The sequence below is a fragment of the Streptomyces sp. NPDC001970 genome (assembly GCF_053594115.1).
This window is the reverse complement of sequence record NZ_JBSFDW010000013.1, coordinates 1-14,688: the sequence shown is the minus strand read 5'-3', so window position 1 is coordinate 14,688 and position 14,688 is coordinate 1. Positions and strand designations below refer to the sequence as shown.

General features: G+C 67.8%; 9 protein-coding genes and 3 pseudogenes. 9 read left to right on the top strand and 3 right to left on the bottom strand.

The annotated features are described in order from the left end of the window. The first annotated feature begins 273 nt into the window (after nucleotides 1-273). The 4 genes and pseudogenes from ACWCP0_RS17700 to ACWCP0_RS17685 all read left to right on the top strand — a co-directional run bounded on the left by ACWCP0_RS17700 (nucleotide 274) and on the right by ACWCP0_RS17685 (nucleotide 3,337). The gene (locus ACWCP0_RS17700) at nucleotides 274-579 is read left to right on the top strand and encodes an NAD(P)H-binding protein (protein WP_451079716.1); all 306 of its coding nucleotides are present in this window, start codon (nucleotides 274-276) and stop codon (nucleotides 577-579) included. A 51-nt stretch (nucleotides 580-630) separates the two neighbouring features. Beyond that, nucleotides 631-1,623, top strand: coding sequence for a quinone oxidoreductase family protein (locus ACWCP0_RS17695; protein ID WP_451079715.1), 993 nt, complete (start codon nucleotides 631-633; stop codon nucleotides 1,621-1,623). Between the two features lie 167 nt (nucleotides 1,624-1,790). Then, nucleotides 1,791-2,084 (top strand): annotated as a pseudogene (locus tag ACWCP0_RS17690) (SDR family oxidoreductase); the annotation flags it as partial. 239 nt (nucleotides 2,085-2,323) lie between these two features. After that, nucleotides 2,324-3,337, top strand: coding sequence for a zinc-dependent alcohol dehydrogenase (locus tag ACWCP0_RS17685; RefSeq protein ID WP_451079714.1), 1,014 nt, complete (start codon nucleotides 2,324-2,326; stop codon nucleotides 3,335-3,337). 429 nt (nucleotides 3,338-3,766) lie between these two features. Here the strand turns inward: ACWCP0_RS17685 and ACWCP0_RS17680 are convergent. Both ACWCP0_RS17680 and ACWCP0_RS17675 read right to left on the bottom strand, forming a co-directional pair. Next, nucleotides 3,767-4,767 (bottom strand): annotated as a pseudogene (locus ACWCP0_RS17680) (site-specific integrase); the annotation flags it as partial. A gap of 767 nt (nucleotides 4,768-5,534) precedes the next feature. Beyond that, entirely contained in the window at nucleotides 5,535-6,425 is an 891-nt protein-coding gene (locus ACWCP0_RS17675; protein WP_451079713.1) for a CorA family divalent cation transporter, read from the bottom strand. Nucleotides 6,426-6,905: 480 nt separating this feature from the next. Here ACWCP0_RS17675 and ACWCP0_RS17670 point away from each other — a divergent pair. Further along, nucleotides 6,906-7,010 (top strand): annotated as a pseudogene (locus ACWCP0_RS17670) (tyrosine-type recombinase/integrase); the annotation flags it as partial. A 185-nt stretch (nucleotides 7,011-7,195) separates the two neighbouring features. Here ACWCP0_RS17670 and ACWCP0_RS17665 read toward each other — a convergent pair. After that, on the bottom strand, nucleotides 7,196-8,734 hold the full coding sequence (locus tag ACWCP0_RS17665; protein WP_451079712.1) for a PucR family transcriptional regulator: 1,539 nt from the start codon (nucleotides 8,732-8,734) through the stop codon (nucleotides 7,196-7,198). 112 nt (nucleotides 8,735-8,846) lie between these two features. Here ACWCP0_RS17665 and ACWCP0_RS17660 point away from each other — a divergent pair, with 112 nt between their 5' ends. From ACWCP0_RS17660 to ACWCP0_RS17645, 4 genes are all read left to right on the top strand, one after another. After that, nucleotides 8,847-10,301: a purine-cytosine permease family protein gene (locus tag ACWCP0_RS17660; protein WP_451079711.1), complete on the top strand. Its 1,455-nt coding sequence runs from the start codon at nucleotides 8,847-8,849 to the stop codon at nucleotides 10,299-10,301. 1 nt (nucleotide 10,302) lies between these two features. Next, complete coding sequence (locus ACWCP0_RS17655; RefSeq protein WP_451079710.1) at nucleotides 10,303-11,181, top strand: nitrilase family protein; 879 nt, start codon at nucleotides 10,303-10,305, stop codon at nucleotides 11,179-11,181. Between the two features lie 1,676 nt (nucleotides 11,182-12,857). After that, nucleotides 12,858-13,253, top strand: a complete 396-nt coding sequence (locus ACWCP0_RS17650; protein WP_451079709.1) for a DUF6281 family protein — start codon at nucleotides 12,858-12,860, stop codon at nucleotides 13,251-13,253. Nucleotides 13,254-13,706: 453 nt separating this feature from the next. Then, complete coding sequence (locus ACWCP0_RS17645) at nucleotides 13,707-14,159, top strand: VOC family protein (RefSeq protein ID WP_451079851.1); 453 nt, start codon at nucleotides 13,707-13,709, stop codon at nucleotides 14,157-14,159. Nucleotides 14,160-14,688 lie beyond the last annotated feature (529 nt).

Below are 14,688 nucleotides of genomic sequence, written 5' to 3'. Positions count from 1 at the left end.
CTCTGGCCTCCCACGCCGATGTCATGCTCGCATGATAGGTGTTCCAGACAGGGACAAGGCGACCCGATGGCGCCGCGCTGCGACAACCTCGAGGCCTCGCGCTCGCCTCACCCCTTTCATGACCGGCTCCCGGAGTCTTCCACGAGATTCGTCCGGATCGCTGTCTGCGACAGACAGGAAGAGAAATTTCTGTTCCGATGGGAATGGATGGCGATCCCGGACTGGTTACCTGTCTCGAACAGCTAAAACCGCTGAAGCAGGGAAGCGATCGAGATGAGTGTTCTGCTGACACGAGCAACCGGTTTCGTGGGCGGCCCCGTGCTGCGGGTGCTGCTGGAGCACGGGCACATGGTCGTAGCCGTCGTACGCAACGCCGAGTCGGCTGCGGAAGCCGACGGAGCTGGGACCGAGCCGATCACCGGCGACATCCGGAACCCTTCGCGCGCTCGACGACTTCGCCCCGTTGCAGTACCGGCCCAGACCATGAAGGTTCTCGCCGACTCGAGCATCGACCCGATTGCCGACCCAACCCGGCCCGACAAGGAGCCGGTCGCCACCACCTGTGCCCAGGCCCTCTAGCCGGACGCCGGTCACCCACCCCAACCGGAGTACATGATGAAAGCCATTCAAATGACCGAACAAGGCGGCCCGGAGGTCCTGCGCCTGGTGGACCTGCCCGATCCGCAACCGGGTCCGGGACAGATCCTGATCCGTGTCGAGGCTGCCGCGGTGAACTTCTCCGATGTCATGCGCCGGCGCGGCGACGACTACCCCGTTCCCACGCCGTCGCCGTTCGTCCCTGGCGCGGAGGTGTCCGGCACCGTCGTGGCCCTGGGAGAGAACGTCGACGGTCCCGCCGTGGGTACGCCCGTGTTCGCAATGGTCGGCGCCGACGCATCCGGAGGGTATGCGGAACTCGCCCTCGCCTTCGCTCCCAACGTGATCCCCATCCCCCCGGGGCTGAAGCCCGACGCGGCAGCAGGCGTCGTGGTGGCGGGGCTCGCCGCGACCCTGATCCTCACCGAGACCGTCGGCATCGAGGAGGGCCACAGCGTGTTCATCCCGGCCGCGGCCGGCGGCGTGGGCGGATACGCGGTGCAGATCGCCAAACTCCTGGGCGCCGGCAACGTCATCGCAGGAGCGAGCACGGAGGCGAAGCGGAAGATCGCGCTCGGCTTCGGCGCCGACCACGCCGTCGACTACAACGATCCCAACTGGGCGAAGACGGTCAGAGATCTCACCGGCGGCACGGGCGTCGACGTGGCGCTCGAGATGTCCGGCGGCGACCGGCTGGCCCAGACCCTCGGACTCCTCGCGCCCTTCGGCCGCCTGGTCGTATTCGGGTCGGTGAGCGGCGCACCCGGCCGGCTGGACGAGAACGCCCTCCTGCCTTGGCTCTACGACCCGGCCCCCAACCAGTCGGTGGTGGGCTTCAACCTCGGCCCGTGGTTCGAGCTGCGGCTGCCGGCCGCGGTCGCAGCCCTGCACCGGCTCATCGAGTGGGTCGCCTCAGGACGAGTCCGCGTACCGGTTCCGCGCGCCTTTCCCCTCGCCGAGGCCGCCGAGGCGCACCGTCTCCTGGAAAGCGGGGCCACCACGGGCAAGCTCGTCCTCAAGCCCTGAGCCAGTACGCATCACGATCCGCTGCCGCACATCTGCTGGCGGCACACGCCAGTGATCGCTGCAGACGGACCGGCACGGAGCGCTGCCGGCCGCGCGACCTCACACGACGCCGGCCAGCCACGCCCTCCTTCGGGTAGAAGGAGGGGAGCACTGGCGAGGACGTACACGCCGCTTACCAAGCCGCCAAGAGCGGTCTGGTAGGGCTCACCCGGCACACCCCGACAGTCGGCGGCAAGCATGGAGTCCGTGCCAACCTGATCTCGCCCGGCGTGATCCTCGCCCCCGCTGCCCTCGCAGCGACCGACGAGCAGTTCCGCGAGGAGATCCTGGCCTCCGTACGGTCGTCGCGACTGGGCGTGCCGGAGGACCTCGCCGGGACGGTGCCGTTCCTTTTCTCCGACGACGGCGCCTATGTCAACGGCCAGTCGTTCCTCGTCGACGGCGGGGCCAACTTCACCTGATTCCTGGAGCCGGAACGCTGCGCCCGCGCGGCGTTGGATGCGTTCCGCCAGGTCGACGACACCGCACGCGCCGCCGCCGTCCACCAGGGCAAGCGCGTCGCCACCATCACCGCGCAGTTCAAGAGCGCATAAGCCGTGGGCGAGCCCATTCCCAGCGACGCTGAGCACATGCCGCCGGATTGGGCCGTACCCGCGTAGGACGCCTCCGCTACGAGGAGCAAGCCATGAAGGAGCAAGCCATGACCGCGGCCCAAGCCGTCGTTCTCACTGCGGACAGGAGGATCGTGCTCGAGTCAAGGCCCGAGCCCGAGCCCCGTCACGATCAGGTGATCGTGGACATTGACCTGTGCGGAATTTGCGGCAGCGACCTGCACGCCCCGCATCTGCCGCAGGTTTACCGCGGCGGTTTCGTCATGGGGCACGAGTCGTCGGGACGGATCAGCCATGTCGGGGACTCGGTGACGGGGTGGCACGTGGGCCAGCGCGTCGCCATCAACCCGAACGGCAACGTGTGCGGTGTCTGCGCGGACTGCGTCGCCGGCCGGCCCAACTTCTGCCACCAGGCGACCATGGAGACCGCGCTCGGGCTGCAGCGGGACGGAGCCCTCGCACGGAGGATGGCCGCCTTCCCCGGAACGCTGCGGGCTGTCCCCGAGGCAATGGGTCGGGTCGAGGCGGCCTGGGTCGAACCCACGGCCACGGCGCTACGGGCCGTGGAACTGGCCGGTGATCTCACCGGCCGCACCGTGGCGGTGTACGGTGGCGGACCGATCGGACAGCTTGCCTGCCGCATCGCCGCCCACCGGAAGGCCGCCCGCATCGTCCTGGTCGAGCCGGCACCGGAGCGCCGCCGCTTCGGCCCGGCTTCGCATGCCGATATCACCCTGACTCCTGACCAAGTCCCCACCGGACTCGGCGAGATGGCGGTGGACGTGGTGATCGAGTGCTCGGGAAGCGCGGCGGCACGACAGCAGGCCATCCAGCTGCTGGTCCACGATGGCGTACTTGTCGACGTGGGGGCGGGGCCCGGCGGCGGCTTCGATCCCGACACCATTCTCCTCAAGGAGATCACCATCCGCGGCTCCTTCGTCTATGGATCCGAGTTCGACGATGCGATCGACCTGCTGACCCGCGGTGACATTCGGGTGGACGACCTCACGACGGCCATCATGCCGCTCGAGGAGGCGCTGGAGGCATTCGAGACGCTTCGCTCCGCGGAGGTCATGAAGGTGCTCATCGCTCCCAACGGGTGACTTCCGTCATCGAGTTCGGCCACATCCCGGCCGCCCCGTCGAATGCCGCGGGGCGGCCCGCGCTCCTGGGCGACTGCGCGGTCGTCAACTTGATCAACGGTGCTAGGTCGGCTCGGAGCTGACACGGAGCCTCTGGCTCTGATCGCGAACAGCACACCGATCCATCCTGCGCAACGAGCATCAGGATGTTCATCGCGGTTGCTGTACAGCAACGAAGATCAGCAACCGACCATGCTCGACAGCCCCTCTGAGGGACCGCACAGCGCCTTGTGTGAGTCCCGTTGACCGATCTCTGCAGAGCTACGGATCAGAAGGTTGCAGGTTCGAATCCTGCCGAGTGCACACTGGCCAGAGGCCCCGGACGACAAGTCCGGGGCCTCTCGCGTTGGACGGTACAGCAGCGAAGTACAGCAACCGTGTCGGTCGATGTCAGCCGGTGCCGCCCATCGCGTCGGACAGCTCGCCGATTGCCTCGCGCACCTCTTCCTCGCTCGCTTCGGCGTAGACCTCCATCGTCATGACGATCTGCGAGTGGCGAAGGATGCGCTGGGCCACCTTCGGGTGGACCTTGAGCGCGACCAGGAGCGAGCTGCACGTGTGCCGGGTGTTCCGCAGCGGGATCGTCCGGAGCCCGGCGCGACGGGAACGCAGGGCGAACATGCGGGTCAGATTGCCCGGCTCGATGGGCGTGCCGTGCTTGGTGGTGAAGATCAGCCCGTGAGTGTCCTGCCACAGCTTGCCCGCGGCCTTCCGGTCGCCGAGTTGCTGGGCGCGGCACATCCGGAGGGCCTTGAGGCAGGGTGCCGGCAGGGGGAGGAAGGCGTCGGAGTCCTTGGTCTTGGTCTCGCGGTGGAGGATCTCCCGTCCGGCACGCCGGATCTGGTGATCCACGTACAACTCGCCGGGTTCGAAGTCGACCGGCTTCCACGTCAGGCCCAGCACCTCACCACGGCGCAGCCCGAGGAAGAGGACGAGGACCCAGGCCGCGAAGAGATGGTCATCCCGGGCGGCGGCATCGGCCAGGAACCGGCCTGCCCCGGCTACAGACCACGGCTTTTGCCCCGACGGCGGCGCGGCTTGGGCACCTTCACGAGGGACGCGACGTTCTTGCCGATCTCCTCCTCCGCGACCGCATGGGTGAGCGCGGCCCGCAGGGCGTCGCGGGAGCCTTGGATCACCCGGCGTGACGGACACGACTCGCAGCAGTCGCCGACCGCGCAGCACTTCTGGCGGCTGGGCTCCCGCTTGGCGTCCTTGCCCTGAGCGCAGCACTGGCAGACGGTCGCGAGCTTGGTCAGCCACTCGCGCACGTCCCGCACTGTGAGCTTGTCCAGACGCTTCGCGCCGAGGTACGGGGCGATGTAGAGCCGCACGCATCCCGCTCACGAGTAGGACGGCGGGGCGAGGTTGGGCTTCACGATCGAGTCAAGGCGCTCCCGCCGCGCACGGCGCGGCATCGCGCGGCCCGGGCCGACGCTCCTGTTCTACGCCCCGCTCCGGCCCGACCGCCGGTCGCACACCAACGGCGAAGGGCCTGATGGGGTGAACCCCGCTGAAGCTGGGGCGTCGGCTCCGCGGCTTCAGGCCAAGACCGGAGACCGGGAAGTTGGGCGGGGACGTGCCGTGTCAAGGGCGGGGTGGGAGGAACTGCCGCAAGCCCGTCGCCTGCTGCCCGCTCTCGGGCCGGGGACACTGCTGTCGGCCGACCGGGGTCACGACGGTTTCGAAGCCATCCGAGACGCCGCGGCTACCGGCGCTGACCTGCTATGGAGAGTGCAATCCGGACGGCTGCTGCCGGTGATCCAGCCCCTGCCCGACGGAAGCCACCCCTCCCAGGTTCTCGATCGCCGATCCGCCGACCGTCTGGCCGCCTGGCAGCGCCGCGGACGGCGAACACCACTACCCGACCTGACCAAGGTGACCGTTGCGCGTGGTCTCCTGCCAGGTCAGCGTCACCACCGGCGATGGCCAACGGCATTCCACCTGCGTCCGGCTGATCACCACCCTGCTTGACCCCGTCCTCCAACCCGCAGCCGAACTGGCCGATCTCTACCACCAGCGATGGGAGAGCGAGACCGCCTACTACGGACTGAAAGTCACTCTTCGCGCGGCAAGCGGAGCGAGCCCTTGACACAGGATGTCGCAATTTGTACCGGAGCAGAGTCGGAATAGGCCCTCCATCCCCGTAGCGAGGCATTCATCGGTCGTCGCGCCCGTCCTCGCGCAGTTTCCGCCAGATCCGGGTGCGGTGCAGCGCGTAGAGGGCGATGAGCAGAACGACCGCCTGCAGCCCCACAGCGAGCAGCCAGAAAACGACGCCGCTCTCCAGCTCGTCGGTCATGTAGGTGAAGTTCATGCCGAAGAACCCGGTCAGGAAGGTCAGCGGCAGGAAGATCGTCGACACGATCGCCAGCCGGTTGATCACGCCGTTCTGTTCGCCGGCCACGAGGTTGGAGTAGCTACCGAAGGCCCGCCGGGAGGCATCCTGGAGCGACTCGATGTTCGCGAGCACCATCCGCGCGGCCCGCTGGTACGAGCGGGCCAGCCGCTGCCGCTCTTCCGGGAAGCTGCCACTCATCATCCGCCGCGTGAAGGTCTCGTCCGTCGCCTCCAGATACGGCAGGAGCGCATGGTGCAGGAGAGCCGCGCGCCGCCGCAGGCGCGCCAGATTGTAGACCTGCTGAGGGTGCCGCTCCTGGAACATCTCGTCCTCGAGGTCCTCCACCTCCAGCAACGCCTCCACGGCGGACCGACGGAAGGTCTCCAGGGCCTCCTCCAGCAGCAGGAACAGCGTGGCCACGGTCCCGGACGGCCTTTCGTTCGGCAACCGGGCGAAGAGATTCCCCATCGGTCCGCTCGGCCCCCAGTGCACCGTGACCAGGTGCCGCTCGTTCACGAAGGCATGGATCTGGGTGACCTGGCAGTCTTCGATCACAGGCACGACAAACCCGGCGCTGTCCCCGAGGAACTCGGCCCGCGCGGATTCGCCTTCCCTGCCCAGCCATGCCAGGTCCTCGGCCTCCAGACCGAGCTCATGCGCGATCGGGCGCTCACCGGGCGGCGCTTCCTTGGGCAGCTCGATGTCCACAAGAAGGAACCGGGACGCCGAGAGACGCTCACGTGCGTGGGACAGGGGTGCACGGGCAACGGTCCCTTCCGGTATCGACACCACCGATACGATCATCGCCCCTCACCGCGGATCACCAGCACGCCTTCCAGCCTGCGCAAACCCCGGCGTCCGCGCACGCGGAGGGACTCATTCACACGGCCGGATGGCGCTCTTCGCCGGGCGGACGACGCAGGCCCCGGCCCAGCGGGAACACCGCCGGCCCCGGGCCCGGTCTGCAGAGCCTCTGCCGGGGTGTCCGCCCGGCCCCCTCAGCGTTCCTCGGTCGCGGAGCGAGGGGTGTACTGGTTGTCGGCGCCCTCGCCTCTGGTCGGCGGCGCCCGCGGCCGCAGGGCCACGCTGTTCTCGAGATCGACGGCGCCTGGGTGTCCGACGCCGACGACGGCCGGGTTTCCTCCGGGACAGCGCCGGGCGCGTGCTGGTCGGGCGTCGAGGTGCTCACGGCATGCCGGCCTCCGCGTCATCCGGCTGCACGACGCACGGCACGGCTGCGCCACGTTGCTCACCGCGAACCGGATCGCTCCGCGCGTCGTGATGGAGCGCCTCGATGCGAACGGGCTGCAGGATTATTGCGGTCCAGGACGCTGGTCATGAGGTGTCCGGGGGCCATTGCCGGTCGGCTGCGGTTGCGGTGGTTGCTGTACTCCGCTGCTGTCCAGCAGGACCGTGACCGGTGTAGGCGCTTGTTGCCACCAGTGACCTGCGTGTTCGCCCCTTCTTTCTTTTTGCCCTCACGTGGGCGGCATCGGCTGCTGAGGCGCTGCACCGGGAGAGGTGGGCGTGTGCTGCGCGGCTTGCCTACCCCTGATTGCCAGCCAGAGATCGAAACGGTCGTCACCGTCGTCGAGACGTCGGCCAGTGACTCGCATGACCTTGTCGAGGCGGTTGCGGACGGTGTGCCGGTGGACACCAAGTCGCCGGCTCGTCTCGTCCCAGGAGCCGGCGGTGTCCAACCAGGTCGCAAGCGTGGCCACCAGGTCGCCGGACGGATCGGCATCGTCGAGTGCCCCGAGCACGGCGTCCGCGTATCCGCTGAGCACAAAGCGGTTGCCGAGCTCCAGCAGCAGCTGTCCGGACCTGTTCGCCTGCGCTTCCACCGGACGCCCCGCGATTCGGCTTATTCCCAGCAGGCCCCGGGCTTGTCGAAGTGAGGAGGCAGCCGACTCCGGCGGGACGGAGGGTCCGATACCTGTCGGGAAGCCCGGAGCAAACCGGTTGAGGGCTTCCAGTACGTCCAGATCGCCGCCGACGACGGCTTCGACCACGCCGCCCGTGACCCGGGCCAGGCCACCCGGCACGGCGAGCGCCAAATCTGCCACCACATCATCCGCGTCGGCCGTGGGCTCAATGGCGATTCCGCGCACGGCGTCGGTGACGAGGCCGGCCGCAGCGAGGAGATCGCGGACCTGCTCGGCCGTCGTACCTTCGGTCAGGAGCCGCCCGAGGAGGGCGGAGCGACGCCTGCGACCGGGCTCGTCCGCCAGGTGCCGCCGTTCCAGCTCCAGTGACAGGAGAGAGACCAGCCCCGAGGCGAGCAGGCGCGTGGCCGGGTCCATTTCGCCGGTCAGCATCAGCAGGCCGCGCAGGCGCTGGGCACCGAGAGGCTGCACCTCCACGTGCGCGCTGTGGACGATGCTGGTTCCGCTGCCGAGCAGACCCCGGACAGCGACCCGCTGGATCAGGTCTCCGCTGGCCTCCAGCGCAGCTTCGGTGCCCCGCCCCACCGAGGCGATGATCCGGCCCAATGGATCGGTGACTGCCGCGCCCACGCCGGTGGCCTGCGCCCACGCCTCCAAGATGGCCGTCAGTCCGCGGCCCGACGCAGCGGCGGCAGTCAGTCGACGCTGAGCCTCGTATGCGCGCTCCAGGGCGAGACGCTGTTCAGCCGCCCGGGCAGCGAACACGGCCTTGGTGATCGCGATGAACGGGACCTCATGAGGCACGGTGAGCAGCGGAAGCCCTGCCTCCTGGGCGGCTTCGACCAACGGCGCCGGGGCCTCTTGGTAGGGCAGCTCGTGTCCGAGTCCAAGCACCAGGCAGCTGGCTCCACCTGCATCAACGTCATGAACGTAGGCCCGACACCCACTGCGGTCCACCGGTAGCAGCAGTCCAATGGTCATCAGGAGCTCACCGCCTTGGAGCCAGGCCCCGGGGCGGAGCAGTTCTGAGACGTGAGCGGCCTCGATGGGGCGATCCAGGCGATCCCGGGCGGCCACAACCGAGAGGCGCAGGTCAGGCACGTCGAGCAGGTCGACGATGCGGAAGGGCATGGACACATTGTCCATCCATTCCCAGCAGATTCGCCCTGCAGTCGATCGTCATACACTTTTCAACCACATATGTTCAGTGCATTTCCGACCGCCTGCCTTCTGAGGAGGACCCATGGACGACGCAAAGTCCGCATCTGGCTCCGGGGTCATCGAAGTGCGCTCCATCGACTACGTGCCGGCGCGTGAGCGGCACGGCAGAGTGTGGCACCAGGGGCCGTTCTGGTTCACGGGCAACTTCGTGCTCACCACGATGGTCACCGGTTTCATCGGCCCTGCCCTTGGGCTGAGCCTGGGCTGGTCGATCGCGGCTGTCGTCCTCGGTGCCGGCTTTGGCACCTTCTTCATGGCGTTCCATGCCAACCAAGGCCCGCGGATGGGTCTGCCGCAGATGATCCAGTCCCGGGCACAGTTCGGCACCCGGGGGGCGATCGTGCCCTTCATCGCTGTGGTGTTCGTTTACATCGGCTTCAACGTGTTCAACGTCGTGCTGGCCACGCAAGGCCTGCAGACCGTACTGCCCGGTGGCACGACGCTGTGGTATGCAATCCTCATCGGCCTGGCCATCGTCCTGGCGGTGGTCGGCTACGACCTCCTGCACCTGGTGCAACGCTGGCTGACCTACCTGCTCATTGTGGTGTTCGGCATCCTGACGGTCGGCGCGCTGGTGAACTTGGACACCAATACGCCGCATGCCGCCAATGGCGGCAGCTCCTGGACGGCATTCCTGGTGGTCTTCTCCGCCGCTGCCGGCTACCAGATCAGCTACGCGGTGTATGTCTCCGACTACTCCCGCTACCTGCCGGCGAACGTCTCCGCCAAGAAGGTCATCTGGTGGACCTACGCGGGAGCGGCGGGCTCTGCCGTTTGGCTGATGTCGCTTGGCGCCGTGCTCGCCTCGGCACTTCCCAACCCGGACGCGATCGCCGGCATTCGTCAAGTCGGCAACGACATCCTGCCCGGATTCGGCACCTTCGCGGTCGTCATCTCGTCTCTGGCACTGATCACCATCATGGCTGTCAACGCCTACGGAGCGATGCTTACCACCACCAGCGCGGTGGACGCCTTCAAGAAGGTGAAGCCGACCATCCGTGCCCGGGTCGCCGGCATTGTGGCCATCGAACTGGTTGTTTTCGGGGTGGCCCTGGCTCTTCCAGCGGACTATCTCGGCAGCTTCAACAACTTCGTGCTGCTGATGCTGTACTTCCTGATCCCGTGGACCGCGGTCAACCTCGTGGACTTCTACTTCGTGCGGCGAGGTCACTACGCCATCACCGCCATCTTCGACCCGCGGGGCATCTACGGGCGCTGGTCCTGGCGTGGCCTGACGGCCTACACCGTCGGCCTGGCCGCGATGCTCCCCTTCTTCGCCACCTCCTTCTACACCGGCCCGGCCACCAAGGCTCTGGGCGGCGCCGATGTCTCCTTCGTTGTGGGCCTCGCGGTGGCAGGCCTGCTGTACTACGTGCTCAGCCGTGGTCTGGACATGCGCGCCGAGAAAGCAGCCGTAGCCGCCAGTGAGCATGAGCTGAATGGCGACGATGCCCCTGCAGCCCCAGCGGGGGTGTGACATGAGTGCGGTACCCACCCGTGGTGTCACTCCCGTCGCCTGCTGCCAGCTCGCTCTCTCCGTCGGCGACCTGGACGGCAACCGTGCTGCCGCGCAGCAAGCGATCGAACGCGCTGCCGCGTCCGGGGCAAAGGTCGTAGTGCTGCCTGAACTTGCCAACAGCGGCTACGTGTTCCGCGACACGGCGGAGGCGTCGGAGCTCGCCGAACCGTTCGACGGTCCCACCGTCACCGGCTGGACCGCGATGGCGCGTCGGCACGACCTGATTGTGGTCGGGGGGATCTGCGAGCGCGACGAGGGGGGGCGTCTGCGTAATTCGGCCGTCCTCGTCGACGCCGACGGCGTACGCGCCCTCTACCGCAAAGCCCACCTGTGGGATGCCGAGAAGACCATCTTCGAGCCCGGCGCGGAGCTACCGCCCGTCGTCGACACGGCAGTGGGGCGGATCGGCGTGCTGGTCTGCTACGACTTGGAATTCCCGGAGTGGGTCCGTACCGTCGCCCTGCGCGGCGCCGACCTGCTCTGCGCCCCGGTGAACTGGCCACTGTTTCCGCGCCCCGAAGGGGAGCGCCCGGCCGAGGTGGTGCGCGTGCAGGCGAACGCAGCGGTCAACCGCATGTTCGTCGCCGCATGCGACCGCACTGGAGTCGAGCGCGGCGTGTCCTGGACCGGCGGGTCGGTGATTGCAGACCCCGACGGCCACCCGGCTGCCGGCCCCCTGCCTACTTACGAGGAAGGCATGGTGATCGCCAAGTGCAAGCTCGGTGACGCCAGGGACAAGCGCCTCAGCGCCCGCAATGACGTGTTCGCCGACCGTCGGCCCGACCTGTACCGCTCGATTCTGCAGTCAGTGGACAGGACGGATTCTCGGACGAGCTAGTGGAAGCGCCCTGCGTGAACAGTCCGGCAGGTGCAACCGTCCCGAGCTGGGGAGCCGCAGGGCGACAGCGCGATGACCTGGCGGCGGCTGCCAGGGCTCTGGAGGACTCCGTGGCGCGTTCACGGGTGGCCTTCGAGTCTCCTCTGCACTGGGAAATGCTGAGGGAGAGTCGGCGAATCTCGTGAAGGCTCGAATGCTCGACGAAGGACGTGAGGCTGTAGAGCAGGGCCAGGAGTGGTCGACGACTCTCGGCGGTGTGCGCGTGCGTCTCGTGCCACGAGAGTGACCGCGGCCCGATCCCGTAGGTCGGTGCAGCGGCTTTGGGCTGGAGCTGCCGTGGGGCGAGAGATCAAGGCCCCTTACGCCGGCCGCGAATCGGGCTGGCTCCTCGACTGTCCGCAATAGCCCGATCGGGGCCCGATCTTCGAGGCTCGCCCCATGGTGGCTGCGCAACGGAGCCGACCGCCCCAGCCCCAGCGGGCTACCGTCTCGCGCACTGGCTTGCTCGCTCCAGCCGCGTGGCCGGCGGGCCGGGCCCGAGCGGGACGGAGGCAGGAGCGTGGCCCGGGCCCGCCGGGCCGCGTGATCCCGGGAAAGGCTGGGGACGGCCAGCACACGGGACCGGCTCTGTCTTAAGAGGTCACTGCCCCAGGAGCGAATACGGCTCACCGCAAGGCGACCATACCGAACGACTGCCGTCGCGTTTCATCGTCAACGCCCCCGCAGCGGCTCGCTGCGAGGGCGTCTTGACTGGTGGGCGCGGACGGTTTCGAACCGCCGACATCTGCTTTGTAAGTTCGATCTCGCCCCGGCGTGGCTGCGGTCCACCGAGAGCATGAGCGCCGCACGCGGCTGCCGGTTGTCACCGCTGTTCGTCGTCGTTGATGTCAGCGTTGGATGTCAGCGGAACAGCTCCGGCACCGGGCAGACCTCCAATGGCCAGTGCGGCCGGTCGGCCCAGCCCCACCAGACGTGCTGACCGGCGCACCTCCACAGCGACCGGCAGGTCCGCCGGCCATCGTCCTCCCGCTCGGAGAGCACGAGGCCGCCGGACCTCATAGGCTGGCTGCACTCGGGACAGGCAGGCGCTTCGTCGGTCGTGCGGCGCACCCCAACGGAGCGACCGCTTCGTCCCGAAGCAACTCGGGTGGGCCCGCGACCTTGGGACGGCCCGCCGCTCACCTGCTGCGATGGTCCGCAGGCGTGCGCGCTTGTTCGCCGCTGTCAGTCGGCGTTGTCACGCAGTTAGGCACTCACCAATGGGTGTCACCGGCGGAACATCTGCGGATACGGGCAAGGCTCCAATGCGTCGCCGGGCCGATCCGACCAAGTCCACCAGACGTGCCGATCGGCACACCCCAGCAACGTGCGGCAGACCGGGCCGGTGGCGCGGCAAGGGAACCTGCTCCGGGTTGCCGACGTCTACTTGGCGCGAAGGTTGTCGACTTGCCTGGGCAGGTGCTCACCACTCAGACCGGATGCGGCGCTCACCAGGGCTGCCACGTCCGACCCTGAGCGCTCACGAGGCGGGGCACATCTCCGGGCTGGGGCATGTCGGTTCGGGACACGAAAGCCTCACGATGTGCACGATCGCGTGTCCGTAGTCAGCGACGGCAAGGACACCCGGCAAGAGGAGACATCCTCGCTCTTCGCAGCATCTACTGAGGGGGACACGCATGAGCTGGACCGGGCGATTCGCGGGCGGGCTACTGGCGGCGGCCATGGCGATGTCGGCAGCCGCGTGCACGGCCGGCAGCAGTAGCAGTGGGGAGGAATCGGCTTCCTGCGTCAACCGGTTCACGTACCAGGACCGATCGTATCGAGACGTGGCGAACGTGGACTTCACAGTCGGGAAGAAGCTCGGCGCCGCCACCAAACCACCCTGCGAAGACACCGGCGGCCAGGACAAGGACGAGGAGCCGGCCACGACGGGGACCGCCTACGAGGTGGACGGCATCTCTCCCAAGGTGGCCATCGCCATCGGGGACACACCTGAGGAAGCCACGTTCTTCGCCGCTTACTCCGGCTCAGAACTCCCGCCCGAGGTAGAGGAACTGATCGACGGCTCCTGATGCGAAGTGCGGGGCTGGGTCGTTATGAAGACGGCCTTTGAGGTCCACCCAGCATGGAACGAGCGGTGCAGCTCCTCGGCCAGCATGACCAGCCGGTGCGCCTTGGGCAGGTCACAGCTGCCGATAGGTCATGGATCTTCATGCTTCCTCACCGCAGACGGCGGCGAACTCGTGGCCTGCACTGGCGTACGGCGGGCGGGCGAGTAACCACCGCTTTAGGAGCGAGGTGCGGCGAGTTGAGGTCTGACCTGCGGCATGTCGATTTCGAGGGACGCGGGCGCGCGGCACCGTCGACGACCGCCGTTCCCCGTGGCTCCCCGCTCCGTCTGGCGCGGTCGTGGCACGGAGAACATCTGATCCGTAGCTCTAGCCGTCCCGGCCGTGTTCATTCGTGCCCACGGACATCCATCCACCACTATGGAAGGAAACATCCGATTTGCCTGGAGGCCTTGCATGCACCGTGATGGTTTTCCTGCCCCGGATTCCGGGCTCCTCCTCACTCACTTTCTGACGGTGGCCGACGTAGCCCGATCTCGCGCCTTCTACACCGACGTTCTCGGCGGTGAGGTGGTGCTCGAGGAGAACCCCTGCACCATCAAGCTCGCCAACGGATGGATCATCATGAACCCGGGCGGCGGCCCTACCCCGGACAAGCCAGACGTCACCCTGCGCCCGCCCACCGACCCGAGCATGGTCAGCAGCTTCCTCAACCTTCGCGTCGCCGACATCGAGGCATGTCACCGAGAGTGGAGTGCGAAGGGCGCCGAATTCCTCACGCCACCCATCGATCGCAAGGCCGAGCTGCGGTGCTACTTGCGCGACCCGGACGGCTATCTCATCGAAGTCGGGCAGGCCACCGGCATGCTGAACGGCGTCTACGCCGACCCGCCCGCCGGTACGCGCTAGATCCTTGGCCGGATAATCGACCTGCTGCGTCGGCCAGCAGACTGTGCCCAAGACATGACTATGGGTGGTCACCTGGTTGGCGGCTCAGCCCCCAGGCCCGAAAGCGGCGACCAACGCGACTGCCAGCACCGATCGAGACGACGATGAGCAGGAGGGTCGCCGTGGTGTCGAGGACCCTCGGGGGCGCCACCAGCGCCAAGCACCCGACGAACGCTGCTCCCGAAGCGGCGATAGACACCGCCATCTCCGCAAGCCACATCCTCCTTGTCGGGACCGTTGTCGGTCCAACGGACGCCAAACAATCTTGTGGCATTGCTTCGGTCTCCGTTCTGGGCTCCTCACCGGGATCGCATACTTGCTCGCGTGGTGATGGCGTGATTGAACCACCGGCGGCTGGCAGTGATCCCACTAGGTCGGTGTAGCGGCTTTGGGCGGGAGTCTCAATGACGAAGTCAAGCCGCTTGCGTGACCGGTGGGGCGGCGGTGAAGACCCGTCCGTCACGCAGCAGCGCCCACAACACGCTCGCTC

Excerpts from the sequence above, each read along its gene's own strand:
- ACWCP0_RS17700 (WP_451079716.1), top strand. The coding sequence starts at position 274 with ATGAGTGTTCTGCTGACACGAGCAACCGGTTTCGTGGGCGGCCCCGTG.
- ACWCP0_RS17695 (WP_451079715.1), top strand. The coding sequence starts at position 631 with ATGACCGAACAAGGCGGCCCGGAGGTCCTGCGCCTGGTGGACCTGCCC.
- ACWCP0_RS17685 (WP_451079714.1), top strand. The coding sequence starts at position 2,324 with ATGACCGCGGCCCAAGCCGTCGTTCTCACTGCGGACAGGAGGATCGTG.
- ACWCP0_RS17665 (WP_451079712.1), bottom strand. The coding sequence starts at position 8,734 with ATGCCCTTCCGCATCGTCGACCTGCTCGACGTGCCTGACCTGCGCCTC.
- ACWCP0_RS17660 (WP_451079711.1), top strand. The coding sequence starts at position 8,847 with ATGGACGACGCAAAGTCCGCATCTGGCTCCGGGGTCATCGAAGTGCGC.
- ACWCP0_RS17655 (WP_451079710.1), top strand. The coding sequence starts at position 10,303 with ATGAGTGCGGTACCCACCCGTGGTGTCACTCCCGTCGCCTGCTGCCAG.
- ACWCP0_RS17650 (WP_451079709.1), top strand. The coding sequence starts at position 12,858 with ATGAGCTGGACCGGGCGATTCGCGGGCGGGCTACTGGCGGCGGCCATG.
- ACWCP0_RS17645 (WP_451079851.1), top strand. The coding sequence starts at position 13,707 with ATGCACCGTGATGGTTTTCCTGCCCCGGATTCCGGGCTCCTCCTCACT.